At 71.7% G+C, this 17,300-nt stretch carries 14 protein-coding genes; all 14 read left to right on the top strand.

Going from position 1 to position 17,300, the window contains the following annotated elements; translation table 11 throughout:
- Positions 1-71 precede the first annotated feature (71 nt).
- The 14 genes from carA (at position 72) to def (ending at position 17,298) form a co-directional block, all read left to right on the top strand.
- A complete protein-coding gene (gene carA, locus ACLQ2T_RS19500; RefSeq protein WP_425767781.1) occupies positions 72-1,235 on the top strand; it encodes a glutamine-hydrolyzing carbamoyl-phosphate synthase small subunit in 1,164 nt (387 codons plus the stop codon).
- A complete protein-coding gene (gene carB, locus ACLQ2T_RS19495; protein ID WP_425767780.1) occupies positions 1,228-4,587 on the top strand; it encodes a carbamoyl-phosphate synthase large subunit in 3,360 nt (1,119 codons plus the stop codon). Before carA ends, carB begins: the two co-directional genes overlap by 8 nt.
- 135 nt (positions 4,588-4,722) lie before the next feature.
- Positions 4,723-5,763 carry a quinone-dependent dihydroorotate dehydrogenase gene (locus ACLQ2T_RS19490; protein ID WP_425767779.1) on the top strand — a complete coding sequence of 347 codons (1,041 nt, stop codon included), beginning with the start codon at positions 4,723-4,725 and terminating at the stop codon, positions 5,761-5,763.
- 142 nt (positions 5,764-5,905) lie between these two features.
- Positions 5,906-7,180, top strand: a complete 1,275-nt coding sequence (locus ACLQ2T_RS19485) for an adenosylmethionine--8-amino-7-oxononanoate transaminase (protein WP_425767778.1) — start codon at positions 5,906-5,908, stop codon at positions 7,178-7,180.
- A 77-nt stretch (positions 7,181-7,257) separates the two neighbouring features.
- A complete protein-coding gene (pyrF, locus tag ACLQ2T_RS19480; RefSeq protein WP_425767777.1) occupies positions 7,258-8,094 on the top strand; it encodes an orotidine-5'-phosphate decarboxylase in 837 nt (278 codons plus the stop codon).
- 171 nt (positions 8,095-8,265) lie between these two features.
- Positions 8,266-8,583: an integration host factor, actinobacterial type gene (mihF, locus tag ACLQ2T_RS19475; RefSeq protein ID WP_327026741.1), complete on the top strand. Its 318-nt coding sequence runs from the start codon at positions 8,266-8,268 to the stop codon at positions 8,581-8,583.
- Between the two features lie 25 nt (positions 8,584-8,608).
- Positions 8,609-9,142: a guanylate kinase gene (locus ACLQ2T_RS19470; protein ID WP_425767776.1), complete on the top strand. Its 534-nt coding sequence runs from the start codon at positions 8,609-8,611 to the stop codon at positions 9,140-9,142.
- A 51-nt stretch (positions 9,143-9,193) separates the two neighbouring features.
- Positions 9,194-9,457: a DNA-directed RNA polymerase subunit omega gene (gene rpoZ / locus ACLQ2T_RS19465; protein WP_007075826.1), complete on the top strand. Its 264-nt coding sequence runs from the start codon at positions 9,194-9,196 to the stop codon at positions 9,455-9,457.
- A 14-nt stretch (positions 9,458-9,471) separates the two neighbouring features.
- Entirely contained in the window at positions 9,472-10,698 is a 1,227-nt protein-coding gene (gene coaBC / locus ACLQ2T_RS19460) for a bifunctional phosphopantothenoylcysteine decarboxylase/phosphopantothenate--cysteine ligase CoaBC (protein ID WP_425767775.1), read from the top strand.
- 93 nt (positions 10,699-10,791) lie between these two features.
- Positions 10,792-11,985, top strand: a complete 1,194-nt coding sequence (metK, locus tag ACLQ2T_RS19455; RefSeq protein WP_425767774.1) for a methionine adenosyltransferase — start codon at positions 10,792-10,794, stop codon at positions 11,983-11,985.
- 65 nt (positions 11,986-12,050) lie between these two features.
- The gene (locus tag ACLQ2T_RS19450) at positions 12,051-14,036 is read left to right on the top strand and encodes a primosomal protein N' (RefSeq protein ID WP_425767773.1); all 1,986 of its coding nucleotides are present in this window, start codon (positions 12,051-12,053) and stop codon (positions 14,034-14,036) included.
- 295 nt (positions 14,037-14,331) lie between these two features.
- On the top strand, positions 14,332-15,321 hold the full coding sequence (locus tag ACLQ2T_RS19445; protein ID WP_425767772.1) for an AAA family ATPase: 990 nt from the start codon (positions 14,332-14,334) through the stop codon (positions 15,319-15,321).
- Positions 15,322-15,435: 114 nt separating this feature from the next.
- Positions 15,436-16,695 carry a cytochrome P450 gene (locus tag ACLQ2T_RS19440; RefSeq protein ID WP_425767771.1) on the top strand — a complete coding sequence of 420 codons (1,260 nt, stop codon included), beginning with the start codon at positions 15,436-15,438 and terminating at the stop codon, positions 16,693-16,695.
- A 42-nt stretch (positions 16,696-16,737) separates the two neighbouring features.
- A complete protein-coding gene (def, locus tag ACLQ2T_RS19435) occupies positions 16,738-17,298 on the top strand; it encodes a peptide deformylase (protein ID WP_425767770.1) in 561 nt (186 codons plus the stop codon).
- Positions 17,299-17,300 lie beyond the last annotated feature (2 nt).

Genomic DNA, 17,300 nt, shown 5'->3' with positions numbered 1-17,300 from the left:
GTCGCGAACGAAAGGCGGACTCAAGTGAGCGCAGCCCAGCGGAGCAACGTCGTCCGGATCGGAGGCGCGGCATGAGTCGTAGGCGTCCGGCGATTCTCGTCCTGGAGGACGGGCGCACCTTCCACGGCGAGGCCTACGGCAGCGTCGGGGAGACCTTCGGTGAGGCGGTCTTCAACACCGGGATGACCGGTTACCAGGAGACCCTGACAGACCCCTCGTACCACCGGCAGGTCGTGGTGCAGACCGCCCCGCACATCGGCAACACCGGTGTCAACGACTCCGACGACGAGTCCCGGCGGATCTGGGTGGCCGGCTACGTGGTGCGGGACCCGGCGCGGATCAGCTCCAACTGGCGCGCCACCGGCGGGCTGGAGGACCGGCTGGCCACCGAGGGGATCGTCGGCATCAGCGGGGTGGACACCCGGGCGTTGACCCGGCACCTGCGCGACCGGGGCGCCATGCGGGTCGGCATCTCCAGCATCGACGACGACCCCCGGGCCCTGCTGGCCCGGGTCCGTCAGTCGCCGCACATGGTGGGCTCGGACCTGTCCGCCGAGGTGAGCACCACCGCGCCGTACGTGGTGCCCGCCGAGGGGGAGCACCGGTTCACGGTGGCCGCGTTGGACCTGGGCATCAAGCGCAACGTGCCGCGTCGGCTCGCCGCCCGGGGGGTGACCACCCACGTGCTGCCGGTGACGGCGACCATCGAGGATCTGCTGGCCACCGGGGCGGACGCGGTCTTCTTCTCACCCGGCCCGGGTGACCCGGCCACCGCCGACGGGCCGGTCAAGCTGGCCCGTGAGGTGCTGCGTCGGAAGGTGCCGTTGTTCGGCATCTGCTTCGGCAGCCAGATCCTCGGCCGGGCGCTGGGCTTCGGCACCTACAAGCTCGGCTACGGCCACCGGGGCATCAACCAGCCGGTGCTGGACCGGATGACCGGCAAGGTCGAGGTGACCAGCCACAACCACGGCTTCGCCGTGCAGGTGCCCGGGGTGGCCCAGGGTGCGGTCGTGCCCGACCAGGTCATCGAGACCGAGTTCGGGGGCGTACAGGTCAGCCATGTCTGCCTCAACGACAACGTGGTCGAGGGGCTGCGGGCCCTGGAGGTCCCGGCGTTCACCGTGCAGTACCACCCGGAGGCGGCGGCCGGTCCGCACGACGCGGACTACCTCTTCGACCGTTTCGCCGAACTGATCGAGGGCCGGAACCACAGCAAGGGGCGCAGCAATGCCTAAGCGCGACGATCTCAAGCACATCCTGGTGATCGGCTCCGGGCCGATCGTCATCGGTCAGGCCTGCGAGTTCGACTACTCCGGCACCCAGGCCTGCCGGGTGCTGCGCAGCGAGGGGATCCGGGTCAGCCTGGTCAACTCGAACCCGGCCACGATCATGACGGACCCGGAGTTCGCCGACGCCACCTACGTCGAGCCGATCACCCCGGAGTTCGTCGAGCTGGTCATCGCCAAGGAACGGCCGGACGCCGTGCTGCCCACCCTCGGCGGGCAGACCGCGTTGAACACCGCGGTAGCCCTGCACGAGGCCGGGGTGCTGGAGAAGTACGGTGTCGAGCTGATCGGCGCCAACATCGACGCGATCCGTCGCGGCGAGGACCGGCAGCTGTTCAAGGACATCGTGGCCAAGGCGGGCGTACGGCTCGGCATGGCGGATCCGACGAGCCTGGTGCCCCGCTCAAGGGTCTGCCACTCGATGGACGAGGTCCGCGAGACCGTCGGTGAGCTGGGCCTGCCGGTGGTGATCCGGCCGTCGTTCACCATGGGTGGCCTCGGCTCCGGCATGGCGCACACCGACGAGGACCTGGACCGCATCGCCGGCTCGGGGCTGGCCGCCAGCCCGGTGCACGAGGTGCTGATCGAGGAGAGCGTGCTCGGCTGGAAGGAGTACGAGCTCGAACTCATGCGGGATCGCCACGACAACGTGGTGGTGGTCTGCTCGATCGAGAACATCGACCCGATGGGCGTGCACACCGGCGACAGCGTGACCGTGGCACCGGCCATGACCCTCACCGACCGCGAGTTCCAGCGCCTGCGTGACCTGGGCATCGCGGTGCTGCGGGAGGTCGGGGTGGACACCGGCGGCTGCAACATCCAGTTCGCGATCAACCCGGCCGACGGGCGGATCGTGGTCATCGAGATGAACCCCCGGGTGTCCCGCTCCTCGGCGCTGGCCTCCAAGGCGACCGGCTTCCCGATCGCGAAGATCGCCGCGAAGCTGGCCATCGGCTACACCCTCGACGAGATCCCGAACGACATCACCCGCAAGACCCCGGCGGCCTTCGAGCCGACCCTGGACTACGTGGTGGTGAAGATCCCCCGGTTCGCCTTCGAGAAGTTCCCCGGCGCGGATCCGGAGCTGACCACCACGATGAAGTCCGTCGGCGAGGCGATGAGTCTCGGCCGCAACTTCAGCGAGGCCCTGAACAAGGCGATGCGGTCCATGGAGACCAAGGCCGCCGGGTTCTGGACGGTGCCCGACCCGGCCGGCGCGACCAAGGAGAACACCCTCGCCGCCCTGGCCACCCCGCACGACGGTCGGCTCTACACGGTGGAGCGGGCGCTGCGCCTGGGTGCCTCGATCGCGGAGGTCACCGCGGCCTCCGGTGGGATCGACCCCTGGTTCGTGGACCAGATCGCCGCGTTGGTGGAGTTGCGCGCGGAGATCGTGGCCGCCCCGGTGCTGGACGGTGAGCTGCTGCACCAGGCCAAGCGGGCTGGCCTGTCCGACCGCCAGTTGGCCGCGTTGCGTCCCGAACTGGCCGCCGAGGACGGGGTACGGATCCTGCGTCACCGGCTGGGGATCCGACCGGTCTACAAGACGGTGGACACCTGCGCCGCCGAGTTCGAGGCCACCACCCCGTACCACTACTCCTCGTACGACGCGGAGACAGAGGTGGTCGGCTCGAACCGGCCGAAGGTGCTGATCCTCGGTTCCGGGCCGAACCGGATCGGGCAGGGCATCGAGTTCGACTACTCCTGCGTGCACGCGGTGCAGGCGCTGCGCGGTACGGGTTCCGGCGCCGGTTTCGAGACCGTGATGGTCAACTGCAACCCGGAGACGGTCTCCACCGACTACGACACCGCCGACCGGCTCTACTTCGAGCCGTTGACCTTCGAGGACGTGGTGGAGGTCTGGCACGCGGAGGACTCCTCCGGTCGGGCGGCCGGTGGGCCGGGCGTGGTGGGCGTGATCGTGCAACTGGGCGGGCAGACCCCGCTCGGGTTGGCGCAGCGGCTCAAGGACGCCGGGGTGCCGGTGGTCGGTACCTCCCCGGAGTCGATTCACCTGGCCGAGGAGCGGGGCGCCTTCGGGGCACTGCTGGCCCGGGCCGGTCTGCGGGCCCCGGAGCACGGCACCGCCACCTCGTACGAGGAGGCCAAGGAGATCGCCGACGAGATCGGCTACCCGGTGCTGGTCCGGCCGTCGTACGTGCTGGGCGGGCGAGGGATGGAGATCGTCTACGACGACGCCACCCTGCGTGACTACATCGGGCGGGCCACGGACATCTCCCCGGATCACCCGGTGCTGGTCGACCGGTTCCTCGACGACGCCATCGAGATCGACGTGGACGCCCTCTGTGACGCCGACGGGGAGGTGTACCTCGGCGGTGTGATGGAGCACATCGAGGAGGCGGGCATCCACTCCGGCGACTCCTCCTGCGCCCTGCCGCCGATCACCCTGGCCGGCTCGCATGTGGCGCAGGTCCGCCGGTACACCGAGGCGATCGCCCGGGGCGTCGGGGTACGCGGCCTGCTCAACGTGCAGTACGCGCTGAAGGACGACACCCTGTACGTGTTGGAGGCCAACCCGCGCGCCTCGCGTACGGTGCCGTTCGTCTCCAAGGCCACCGCGGTGCCGCTGGCCAAGGCGGCGGCCCGGATCGCCCTCGGGGCGACCATCGCCGAACTGCGGGCCGAGGGTCTGCTGCCGGCGACCGGGGACGGTGGCACCCTGCCGCTGGACGCCCCGGTCGCGGTCAAGGAGGCGGTCCTGCCCTTCAAGCGCTTCCGCACCCCGGCCGGCAAGGGGGTGGACTCGCTGCTCGGCCCGGAGATGAAGTCGACCGGCGAGGTGATGGGCATCGACACCGCCTTCGGGTACGCCTTCGCCAAGTCCCAGTCGGCCGCGTACGGGGACCTGCCGACCCAGGGCAAGATCTTCGTCTCGGTGGCGAACCGCGACAAGCGCAGCATGATCTTCCCGGTGAAGCGCCTGGCCGATCTGGGCTTCGAGATCGTCGCGACGGCCGGTACCGCCGAGGTGCTGCGTCGGCACGGCATCGCCTGCGAGTTGGCCCCCAAGCACTACGAGGCCGGCTCCGACGACGACGCGGTGTCGCTGATCCGCAACGGTCGGATCGCTCTGGTGATCAACACCCCGCAGGGTTCCGGTGCCAGCGCCCGTTCCGACGGCTACGAGATCCGCAGCGCCGCGGTGACCGCGGACATCCCCTGCATCACCACGGTCCCCGGTGCCGCCGCCGCGGTCATGGGCATCGAGGCCCGCATCCGCGGCGACATGCAGGTCCGCCCGCTCCAGGCCCTCCACGCCACCCTCCGGACCCCCCGATGACCCCACCCACCCCCACCCACCCCTCACCCCACCCCCCTCAGCCCCGGTTGATCATGAGGTTGGCGGCAGTGGCGGAGATCCACACCGCCGTCAACCTCATGATCAACGGGGGGGCGGCGCGGGGGAAGGGGGAGGGTGATGTTTGAGCGGACGGTTCGGCGGGGGTTGTTCCGGGTCGGGGGCGGGGACGCGGAGGCGGCCCATGAGTGGACGTTGCGGCGGTTGAGCGCCCTGTCGCGGATGCCGGCGGCGTTGGCGGTGCTGCGGGCCCGGTACGCGGTGGCCGCACCCCGCACGGTGTTCGGGGTGCGGTTTCCGAACCCGGTCGGACTGGCCGCCGGGATGGACAAGGACGGGGCGGCGCTGCCGGCCTGGCCGGCCCTGGGCTTCGGCTTCGTCGAGGTCGGTACGGTGACGGCCCACCCGCAGCCCGGCAACCCCCGGCCCCGGCTGTTCCGCCTGCCGGACAGCGAGGCGGTGATCAACCGGATGGGCTTCAACAACGCCGGAGCCGAGGCCCTGGCGGCCCGGCTGGCGGCGTTGCCCCGTCCGTTGGGCGTACCCCTGGGGATCTCCCTGGGCAAGTCCAAGGTGACACCGCTGGAGGAGGCGGTGACCGACTACCAGGCGTCGTACCGCGCCTTGCGTGGGCACGGCGACTACTTCGCGGTCAACGTCTCCTCACCGAACACCCCCGGCCTGCGCGCCCTTCAGGACCGGGACCACCTGGACGCCCTGCTGGCCGCCCTGGTGGGGGAGAAGCCCGTGCTGGTGAAGATCGCCCCGGATCTCACCGAGCCCGCCATCGCCGAACTGCTGGAGGTGTGTCTGGCGCGGGGGGCCGCCGGGGTGATCGCCACGAACACCACACTGGGCCGCGAGGGCCTGGCCCCGAGCGACCAGCCGCGGGCCGGGGAGGCGGGCGGCCTGTCCGGTCGACCGCTGACCGACCGGGCCCGGCAGGTGGTCTCCTTCGTCCACCGCGAGACCGGCGGACGGCTGCCGATCATCGGGGTGGGCGGCATCGTCCACCCCGACGACGCGGCCCGGATGTTCGACGCCGGCGCCAGTCTGGTGCAGCTCTACACCGGCTTCATCTACCGCGGTCCGGCCCTGCCCCGTGCGGTCGCCCGCGCGGCGGCGACCGCCCCGCGACCGGCCACCACCACACGATGACAGACCACGGTGGAGCGGGCGGTGCCGGACCTGAGGGGGAGACAGCGGCCGGCCCGACCCACCTACCGAGGTGTACGAGCGACGGGCGCCGGGTGCGGGCGGTTCGGAGCGGCCACCTCGCCGGTGCCGGAGGGGAGACCCGGTGAGGCCGGAGGAGATTCTCGCCGCTGACGCCGCGCACGTCTGGCATCCGTACGCGACCCTGCCGCCGGCCATGACGCCGTACCTGGTCGAGGGTGCCCAGGGGGTGCGGCTGCGGCTGGCGGACGGGCGTGAGCTGGTCGACGGGATGTCGTCGTGGTGGGCGGCGATCCACGGCTACCGGCATCCCGTGCTGGATGCCGCGGTGACCGACCAGCTGGGCCGGATGAGTCATGTCATGTTCGGCGGACTGACCCACGCCCCCGCCGTCGAGCTGGCCCGCACCCTCGTCGAGTTGGCACCCGAGGGGCTGGAGCACGTGTTCCTGGCCGACTCGGGCTCGGTCAGCGTCGAGGTGGCGATCAAGATGTGCCTTCAGTACCAGCGGGCCACCGGCCGGCCGCAGCGCCGACGGTTGGGCACCTGGCGGGGTGGCTACCACGGGGACACCTTCCACCCGATGAGCGTCTGCGACCCCGAGGGGGGCATGCATCATCTCTGGGGCGAGGTGCTGCCCCGGCAGGTGTTCGCCCCGGTGCCGCCGGGCGGCTTCGACACACCCGTCGATCCGGGGTACGAGGCCGCGCTGGTCGAGGCGGTGCAGCGGCACGCCGACGAGTTGGCCGCGGTGATCGTCGAGCCGGTGGTGCAGGGGGCCGGGGGGATGCGGTTCCACAATCCCCACTATCTGCGGGTGCTGCGCGAGGTGACCCGGGCGCACGGGGTGCTGCTCATCTTCGACGAGATCGCCACCGGGTTCGGGCGTACCGGGGCGATGTTCGCCGCCGAGCACGCCGCAGTGGTTCCGGACGTGATGTGTGTCGGCAAGGCCCTCACCGGCGGCTACCTGACCCTGGCCGCCGCGCTGTGCACCCCCGAGGTCGCGGCCGGCATCCGGGCCGGTGGGGTGCTGGCACACGGGCCGACCTTCATGGGCAACCCGCTGGCCTGTGCGGTCGCCAACGCCTCGCTGGGCCTGCTGTCCAGTGAGGACTGGGCCGGGCAGGTGGCCCGGCTCGAGCGCAACCTGCGGGCCGGTCTGGAACCGTTGCGCGGCGCACCGGGGGTGGCGGATGTCCGGGTGCTCGGCGGCATCGGCGTGGTGCAACTCGACCACGAGGTCGACATGGCCGCCGCCACCGCCGCGGCGGTGGCGGCGGGAGTGTGGCTGCGCCCCTTCCGGGACCTGATCTACACGATGCCGCCGTACCTCACCGAGGACGCCGACCTGGCACTGATCACGGCGGCTATCGGTGCGGCGGCCCGGGTCGCCTGAGTAGTCGGTCCCGGCCTGGGTTCCGCAATTGAGTAGCCGAACAGGGCAAGTTGAGCACTGAGAGAAAGGCGCGAAGGATGGAGAGCTTCGGCACCCGACTGCACCGGGCCGTCCGTGAACGGGGTCCGCTCTGCGTCGGCATCGACCCGCATCCGGCCCTGCTGGCCCGCTGGGGCCTCGCCGACGACGTCGAAGGGCTGAGCCGCTTCGCCGCGACGGTCGTGGACGCCCTCGGTGACCGAGTTGCGGTGGTGAAGCCCCAGTCGGCGTTCTTCGAGCGATTCGGGTCCCACGGTGTGGCGGTGCTTGAGTCAACTATCCGACAGTTGCGCGAGCGCGGCGCTCTCGTTCTGCTCGACGTCAAGCGCGGCGACATCGGCTCGACCGTCCACGCGTACGCGTCGGCGTACCTTGATCCATCCAGCCCCATGCATGTCGACGCGGTGACGGCAAGCCCGTTCCTGGGGGTCGGATCGCTCGCCCCCATGTTCGAACTGGCCGCCGAACACGGCGGCGGGGTCTTCGTCCTGGCGCTCACCTCCAACCCTGAGGGTGCCGCGGTCCAGCGGGCCACGACGGCCGACGGGCGCACCGTGGCGCAGACGGTGATCGACGAGATTGCGCAGCTCAACGCGGGTGCGGAGCCGCTCGGGAGTATCGGTGCGGTGATCGGGGCGACCGTCGGCGAGACCGGCTGCGACCTGTCGGCGATGAACGGTCCGTTGCTGGCGCCGGGCCTCGGGGCGCAGGGTGCCACGGCGGCCGATCTGCGGGTGGTGTTCGGTTCCAGCCTGCCCGCCGTGCTGCCGTCGTACTCCCGAGAGGTGTTGGGAGCGGGCCCACACCCGGATGCTCTGCGGGCCGCAGCTGACCGGGCGGTAACCGACTGCCAGGCCGCGCTGAGGATGTCATGACTGACTGATGGCTCGGTCACTTTGTGGTGATCATCGCGCGCCCACGTTGCCGAAAGCTCCGTTGACCGCTAGTTTTCCCGGCGCTGGGAACCCCTTGGTTCACAGCGACACCACGTTTCACAGATGCGGCGGTGCGTCCCGCCCGTCGCGATAGGGACCTGAGGAGAACTGGTGCCGCTCCCGTCACTGACCCCCGAGCAGCGCGCAGCCGCGCTGGAGAAGGCTGCGGAGATCCGCAAAGCCCGTGCCGAGCTGAAGGAGCAGCTCAAGCAGGGCAAGACCACCCTCGGCGCCGTTCTTGCGCGGGCCGAGTCCGACGATGTCGTCGGCAAGCTCAAGGTGTCGGCCGTGCTGCAGGCGATGCCGGGCATCGGCAAGATCCGGGCCACCCAGATCATGGAGAAGCTCAAGATCGCCGAGAGCCGTCGCCTGCGTGGCCTCGGCGAGCAGCAGCGCAAGGCCCTGCTTGGGGAGTTCGCTGCCAACTGAGCGAGGCTGCGTGTAGAAACAAGCAGTGAGCTTGGATGACGAGACGCGCCCGGCGGCTCGGCTCACTGTCCTGGCTGGCCCATCCGGTGCCGGTAGGGAGAGTGTCGTCGAGTTGGTCCGGGCGCGTTCTCCGTCCGTGTGGCGGCCGATCACGGCCACCACCCGACCCCGACGTGAGGGCGAGCGCGACGGGGTCGATCGTCACTTCCTGACCCCGCCGGAGTTCGACCGCCGCCTGGCCGCGGGCGAACTGCTGGAGTGGAGCCGGTTGGGCGCGCATCGCCGAGGCACCGAGATCGCCCCGCTGCGCAGCCGGCTCGCCGCCGGAGTGCCGGTCCTGTTGCCCCTGGATCTGGACGGGGCCCTGCTGGTGCGGGCCGCCTGGCCGCAGGCCCGACTGGTGTTGCTCCACCCGCCCGGCCGAATGCCGGCCCCGACCGTGGTGTCGGCCTTCGACCACACCATGTCGTACGACCGCACGGAGCGGGTCGTGGGCGAACTGGTAGGATTCATCGGTTCTTCCTTCCTGGCTCCGGCCCGGCCGCGCCCGCGCGGTTGAGCGCCGGCACCGCGCTAGCGCGGTCCGTGCGAAAGACGCAGAGGTTAATCCGTGGGATCCATCGCCAACCCAGAAGGCATCACCAACCCGCCGATCGACGAGCTTCTGGAGAAGACGACGTCGAAGTACGCCCTGGTCATCTTCGCGGCCAAGCGCGCGCGTCAGGTCAACGCCTACTACAGCCAGCTCGGTGAGGGTCTGTTGGAGTACGTCGGTCCGCTGGTCGAGACCACCCCTCAGGAGAAGCCGCTCTCCATCGCGATGCGGGAGATCAACGCGGGCCTGCTCACCGCTGAGCCGACCGACCAGCCGTAATCCCTCCGCGTGCGATGAGCGCCCGGATCATCCTCGGGGTCGGCGGCGGGATCGCCGCGTACAAGGCGTGTGAACTGCTGCGGCTGTTCACCGAGTCGGGACACCAGGTGCGGGTCGTGCCGACCGCCGCCGCGCTGCGGTTCGTCGGCGCCCCGACCTGGGCCGCGCTCTCCGGTCAGCCGGTGACCGAGGAGGTCTGGGCCGACGTGCACGAGGTGCCGCACGTGCGCCTGGGGCAGCAGGCCGACCTGGTGGTGGTCGCACCCACCACCGCCGACCTGTTGGCCAAGGCCGCCCACGGCATCGCCGACGACCTGCTCACCAACACCCTGCTCACGGCCCGCTGCCCGGTGCTGCTGGCGCCGGCCATGCACACCGAGATGTGGGAGCACCCCGCCACGGTCGACAATGTGGCGACCCTGCGGCGCCGGGGGGTACGGGTCATCGAGCCCGCCGTGGGACGGCTGACCGGGGCCGACACCGGCAAGGGCCGGCTGCCCGATCCGGCGGAGATCTTCGCGGTCGCCCGCCGGACCCTGGCCCGGGGCGCGACCGCCCCGGCCGACCTGGCCGGCCGGCACGTGCTGGTCACCGCCGGAGGCACCCGGGAACCCCTGGACCCGGTGCGCTTCCTGGGTAACCGCTCCTCCGGCAAGCAGGGCTACGCCTTCGCCCGCGCCGCGGTGGCCCGGGGTGCCCGGGTCACCTTGATCTCGGCCAACGTGTCGCTGCCCGATCCGGCCGGGGTGGACCTGATCCGGGTGGGCACCACCGCCGAGTTGCGGGAGGCCACGGTGCGGGCCGCGGCCGACGCCGAGGTGGTGGTGATGGCGGCGGCTCCGTCGGATTTCCGACCCGCCAGCTACGCCCCTGGCAAGATCAAGAAGGCGGACGACGGGGTGGCGCCGACCATCGAACTGGTCACCAACCCGGACATCGCCGCCGAGTTGGGCCAGCGGCGGCGGCCGGGACAGGTGCTGGTGGTCTTCGCCGCCGAGACCGGTGACGCCGAGGCCAACGGCCGGGCCAAGCTGGCCCGGAAGCGGGCCGACCTGATCGTCATCAACGAGGTGGGGCTGGACAAGGTCTTCGGTGCGGACACGAACGCGGCCACCGTGATCGACGTGGAGGGTTCGGTCACCCGGTTGGCCGAACAGTCCAAGGAGGAGCTTGCCGACGAGGTGTGGGATCTGGTTGTCGTCAGGCTTTCGGGGCGATCCTCCGTAAGAGTGCTCCCCTAGCCGGCGATCTACGTAGCCGTACCGTTTGGTGACTACACTGCCGCCCAACGACATCCACTGACTCCCAACGACTTCCACTGACTTAGGAGTGCCGTGACACGCCGCCTATTTACGTCCGAATCGGTCACGGAAGGCCACCCGGACAAGATTGCCGACCAGATCAGTGACGGCATCCTCGACGCCCTCCTCAGCCAGGACCCGCACAGCCGGGTGGCGGTGGAGACCCTGATCACCACTGGTCAGGTGCACGTCGCGGGCGAGGTGACCACCAAGGCGTACGCCGACATCCCGACCATCGTGCGGGAGACCATCCTCGGCATCGGCTACGACTCGTCGAAGAAGGGCTTCGACGGCGCCTCCTGCGGCGTCAGCGTCTCGATCGGTGCCCAGTCGCCGGACATCGCGCAGGGTGTCGACAACGCCTTCGAGTTGCGCACCGGCGCCTCGGAGAGCGCACTGGACGCGCAGGGCGCCGGCGACCAGGGCATGATGTTCGGCTTCGCCTGCTCCGAGACCCCGGAGCTGATGCCGCTGCCGATCGCCTTGGCGCACCGCCTGGCCCGTCGCCTGGCCGCGGTCCGCAAGGACGGCACCGTCCCCTACCTGCGTCCGGACGGCAAGACCCAGGTCACCATCGAGTACGAGGGCCTGCGGCCGGTACGCCTCAACACCGTCGTGGTCTCCAGCCAGCACGCCGCCGACATCTCCCTGGAGTCGCTGCTGACCCCGGACGTCCGGGACCACGTCATCGCCCCGGAGCTGGAGGGCCTGAGCCTGGACACCGAGGGCTACCGGCTGCTGGTCAACCCGACCGGCCGCTTCGAGATCGGTGGCCCGATGGGCGACGCCGGCCTGACCGGGCGGAAGATCATCGTCGACACCTACGGCGGCTACGCCCGGCACGGCGGTGGCGCCTTCTCCGGCAAGGACCCCTCGAAGGTCGACCGCTCGGCCGCGTACGCGATGCGTTGGGTGGCCAAGAACGTGGTCGCCGCCGGCCTGGCGGAGCGCTGCGAGGCGCAGGTCGCCTACGCCATCGGCAAGGCCCACCCGGTGAGCCTGTTCATCGAGACCTTCGGCACCGAGACCGTGCCGGTGGCCTCGATCGAGAAGGCCGTCAAGGAGGTCTTCGACCTGCGCCCGGCCGCGATCATCCGGGACCTGCACCTGCTGCGTCCGATCTACGCGCAGACCGCCGCCTACGGTCACTTCGGCCGGGAACTGCCGGAGCTGACCTGGGAGAGCACCGACCGGGCCGCCGACCTCAAGTCGGCCGCGGGAGCCTGACCGGCACCAGGCGAGACGACCGGCGACCCGCGGACGGGTCGCCGGTCGCTCGTGTCTGTGTCGATGTGCCGCTGCCCCACCTGGACCGTCCCTTCGACTACCTGGTCCCGCAGGCGCTGGACGCCGAGGCACGCCCGGGGGTACGGGTCAAGGTGCGCTTCGCCGGCCAGTTGGTCGACGGCTGGCTGCTGGAGCGGCTGGACAGCTCAGCGCATCCCCGGCTGGCGTACCTGGAGAAGGTGGTCTCGCCGGTGCCGGTGCTCGCCGCCGAGGTGCGTCGGCTGGCCCGTGCGGTCGCCGACCGGTACGCCGGCAGCCTGGCCGACGTGCTGCGCCTGGCCGTCCCACCCCGGCACGCCCGGGTGGAGAAGGATTTCCTGGCCCGCACCGCTACCGGGCAACCCCCGACCGACTCGACCGCCGATCCGGGCGAGCCCGCCGATCCGGGCGAGCCCGCCGATCCGGGCGAGCCCGCCGAGCCGAGCGGGTCGGGCGGGCCGGAGCCGGGGGGGTGGGGGGACTACCCGGCCGGGCCGGCCCTGCTGCGGGCGCTCGCCGACGGGCGGGCACCCCGGGCCGTCTGGTCGGCCCTGCCGGGGGAGGACTGGGCGGCGAGGTACGCCACCGCGGTGGCGGCCACCGTGGCCGCCGGTCGGGGCGCCCTGGTGGTGGTCGCCGACGGCCGGGACCTGGATCGGCTGGACGCCGCCCTGACCGCCACCCTGGGACCGGACCGACACGTCTGCCTGTCCGCCGCGCTGGGTCCGGCCCGCCGGTACCGCGCCTTCCTCACCGCCCGCCACCAGGATGCCCCGGTGGTCATCGGTACCCGGGCCGCGATGTTCGCCCCGGTGTCCCGGCTGGGCCTGGTGGCCATCTGGGACGACGGCGACGACCTGCACGCCGAGCCCCGGGCTCCGTACCCGCACGCCCGTGAGGTGCTGCTCACCCGCGCTCACCTGGACGAGGCCGCGGCGCTGGTCGGCGGCTACACCCGTACCGCCGAGGCGCAGCTGCTGGTGGAGACCGGGTGGGCCCGGGAGGTGGTGGCGACCCGGGAGGTGCTGCGGGCGCGGGCCCCGGCGGTCGCGCCGACCGGTGACGACCCCCAGTTGGCCCGTGACCCGGGGGCGGCGACCGCCCGGCTGCCCAGCCTGGCCTGGACCGCCGCCCGGGAGGCGCTACGGGCGGAGTCTCCGGTGCTGGTGCAGGTGCCCCGGCGGGGTTACCTGCCGTCGGTGGCCTGTGACGACTGTCGTACCCCGGCCCGCTGTCCGCACTGCGCCGGGCCGTTGGCACTGCCGTCGGCCGGTGGGGCCCCGCACTGTCGCTGGTGTGCTCGGGTGGCGGCCGCGTACGCCTGCCCGCACTGCCATGGACGGCGGCTGCGGGCCTCCGTCACCGGGGCCCGACGCACCGCGGAGGAGTTGGGCCGGGCCTTCCCCGGGGTGTCGGTACGCACCTCCGGGCGCGAGGAGGTGCTGGTGGAGGTCCCCGGCGGTCCGGGACTGGTGATCGCCACCCCGGGGGCCGAGCCGGTCGCCGTCGGTGGTTACGGGGCGGTGCTGCTGCTGGACACCTGGGCCCTGCTCACCCGGGCCGATCTGCGCGCGGGGGAGGAGGCGCTGCGGCGTTGGACGGCGGCGGCCGCGCTGGCCCGGCCGGCTGCCGAGGGCGGCCGGGTGGTGGTGGTCGCCGACGGCGCCCTGGCCCCGGTGCAGGCTCTGCTGCGTTGGGATCCCGCCTGGTTCGCCGCCCGGGAGTTGGCCGAGCGGCGGGAACTGGGCTTTCCGCCGGCGGTGCGGATGGCCAGCCTGACCGGTGTTCCGGAGGCAGTGGCCGATCTGTTGGCGCAGGCCCGCCTGCCCGAGCAGGCGCAACTGCTCGGTCCGGTGCCGGCCGACGGTGAGCGGGAGCGGATGCTGATCCGGGTGCCCCGGGCCCGGGCCGCCGCGTTGGCCGAGGCGTTGCACGCCGCGGCCGGGGTGCGCAGCGCCCGGAAGGCGGCCGATCCGGTACGCCTGCAGATCGACCCCCTGGCGATGTTCTGACCCCGACACCCCCGTACGGTCGGGTGATCACGGGGTGTGATGCCCGGCACGGTAATTGTCGCCATATGTGAGGCGATCAACTCCCTCTGTGGCGATGCTCCCGTCGCTGGTCGTGTCTTCGGGACCGTCCCGTCGAAGGTGATAGAGTCGCCCGTCATGCCGGGGCGCACGACCGCTCCAGGTCACGGTGCGGCGGCAGGCGCGCAGGGTAGGGGTAGTCGCAGGACGGCGCGACCGCGTCGGTCCGGCGCGAAATCGATGCTTCAATTCAGCCGTGATCAAAGGTGGGCCAGTCGTGACCGTTCGTCAGTCGATCGTCTTCAACGGTGACCTCGGCAGCGGCAAGAGCACCGTGTCCGTGGAGATCTCCAAGCGGCTGGGGCTGCGCCGGGTCAGTGTCGGTGACCTCTACCGGCAGATGGCCCAGGAGCGTCAGATGACCGCCCTTCAGCTGAATCTGCACGCCGAGCTGGACCAGGCCGTCGACGGCTATGTCGACCAGCTCCAGCGCGACATCGCCGCCTCCGGTGAGAGCCTGGTCATGGACTCGCGGCTGGCCTGGCACTTCTTCACCGACGCCCTCAAGGTGCACATGATCACCGAGCCGGGTGAGGCGGCCCGCCGGGTGTTGCTGCGTCCCTCCGGGCCGGCCGAGAGCTACACCTCCATGGAGGAGGCCAAGGCCAGACTCCGGGAGCGCAGCGAGAGCGAGCGGGGCCGGTTCCTGGTCCGCTACGGCGTGGACAAGGCCCGGCTGCGCAACTACGACCTGGTCTGCGACACCACCCGGGCAGCGGCCGGCGAGGTGATCGAGCGGATCATCGACGCGTACGAGGGGCGGCTGGCTCCCGAGGTGCTGCGGGGGGCGCCGCCGCTGCTGCTGCTGGACCCGGCGCGGGTCTACCCGACCGAGGACGTCTCCGGCCTGCGCGGGCTGTGGGACTCGGACCCGACCCTCGTCGAGGAGGTGGCCGAGGCCGGCGAGACCGGCCTGGAGCCGCTGGAGATCGGCTACACCGGTGAGTACTTCTTCGTGGTCAACGGGCACCGGCGGCTCAGCGCCGCCCTGCGCAACGGCTTCCGGATGGTCCCCGGTCGCCTGGTCGCCGAGGTCGACGAGCCGGTGGTGGGTACGACCAGCGCGGTCGACTTCTTCGCCGCGCAGGCCCGCCCCAGCCTGATCCACGACTGGGAGGCGGCGCACGACATCCGCCTGCCCCTGCCGGAGCACGCCCTGCTCGCCGGGGACGCGGTGCTGGCCGGGGAGCCCGGCGGCATCGGCTGACCGAGGCCCGTCGCCACCCCGACGGACCGGTCGGCAGGGTGCCTCCGGTCTGCGGGTGTCTTCGGCTGGCGGGCGGCGGGCATGATGGAGCCTTCGATACCCGGGGAGGCTCTGATGGACCCTGCGGAGATCTTCGCGGCCCTCATGTCGCCCCAGGGGCGCCTGGACCCCTATCCGGGCTACGAACGGTTGCGCGCCCACGGGCCGGTGGTCCAGGTCGGTCTGGGCATGTACGCGGTCACCGGCTATCCCGAGGCCGACGAACTCCTGCGGGATCCCCGGCTGTGGGTGTCCGACGACCGGGTCCGCGAGGTCCTCGCGCCGCAGTGGCGGCAGAGTCTGGCCATGTCGACGATCGCCCGGTCGATGCTGCAGACCAACCCGCCGGATCACAGCCGGATGCGTCGACTCGCCGCAGGGGCCTTCACCCCACGTCGGATCGCGGCCATGCGAGCAGTGGTGGCCGCCCAGGCCGACGAGTTGATCGAGGCGATGGCGGCGGCCGACGGGCCGGTCGACTTCATGGCCGAGTTCGCCTATCCGCTGCCGGTCGCGGTGATCTGCGCCCTGCTCGGGGTGCCCGCCGTCGACCGCCCGTTGTTCCGGCGGTGGGCGGCCGATCTCGTCGGCATTCTGGAACCCGAGATCTCCGGGGAGGACCTGGCGGCGGCCGACGCGGGCGCCGCCGAACTGGTCGGCTACTTCACCGAGCTGGTGGCGGCCCGTCGGCGCAGCCCGGCCGACGACCTGACCACCGCTCTGGTGCAGGTGCACGACGCCGGTGACCGGCTCACCGGCGACGAACTGCTGGCCAACCTCGTGGTCCTGCTGGTCGCGGGCTTCGAGACCACCACCAACCTGCTGGGCAACGGCCTGGCGGTGCTGCTGGCCCATCCCACCGCCGCCGAGGTGCTGCGGGGACACCCGGAGCACGCCCCGGCGTACGTCGACGAACTGCTCCGCTACGACTCGCCGGTCCAGCTGACCAGCCGGACCAGCAGCGAGACCCTGCGGGTCGGTGGGATGGAGCTGCCCGCCGGCAGCTGGGTCCTGCTGCTGCTCGGGGCGGCCAACCGCGACCCCCGGCGCTACCCGGACCCGGCCCGCTTCGATCCCTGGCGGGCGCTGCTGAACCCGTTGTCCTTCGGGGCCGGCCCGCACTACTGCCTGGGTGCCGGGCTGGCCCGGCTGGAGGGCCAGGTCGCCTTCACCCGGCTGCTGCGCCGGCTGCCCGCGCTGGCCCTGTCCGGTACTCCCCGGCGTCGGCTGCGGCTGACCCTGCGCGGGTACGACACCCTGCCGGTCACCGTGGGTGAGTCGGCCCCGCTCCTCGATCATGATGCGCCGGTCGGGTCGGCCCCGGACACTCCGTAGACTGGTCAGGCACTGCCGTCCGCCGCTAAGGAGTCAAACCGCGTGACCGTCCAGCCCATCCGTCTGTTCGGCGATCCGGTGCTGCGCACGCCGGCCGATCCGGTGGTCGATTTCGACGTCGAGCTGCGCAAGCTCATCGCCGACCTGACCGACACCATGCGTGACAGCAGCGGGGCGGGTCTCGCCGCGCCGCAGCTCGGCGTGGGCCTGCGGGTGTTCACCTTCGACGTCGACGACGTGGTGGGCCACCTGGTGAACCCGGTGCTGGAGTTCCCGGACGCCGAGGAGCAGGACGGCCCGGAGGGCTGCCTGTCCATCCCCGGCATGTACTTCGACACCAAGCGCCGGCAGAACGTCGTCGCCAAGGGCTTCAACGGCTACGGTGACCCCCTTCAGATCGTCGGCACCGGCCTGATGGCCCGCTGCGTGCAGCACGAGACCGACCACCTCGACGGCGTGCTGTTCATCGACCGGCTGGACCCGGCCGGTCGCAAGGAGGCGATGAAGGCCATCCGCCAGGCCGAGTGGTACGACGACGCCGCCCCGCCCACGGTGAAGCTGAGCCCGCACACCGCCGGCAGCCCTTTCGGTCTGGGGCGGTGACC

This window comes from Micromonospora sp. DT229, assembly GCF_049844505.1.
Classification (GTDB): Bacteria; Actinomycetota; Actinomycetes; order Mycobacteriales; family Micromonosporaceae; genus Micromonospora.
The sequence above is the reverse complement of the archived record's forward strand: the minus strand, read 5'-3'. Positions and strand labels throughout refer to the sequence as shown.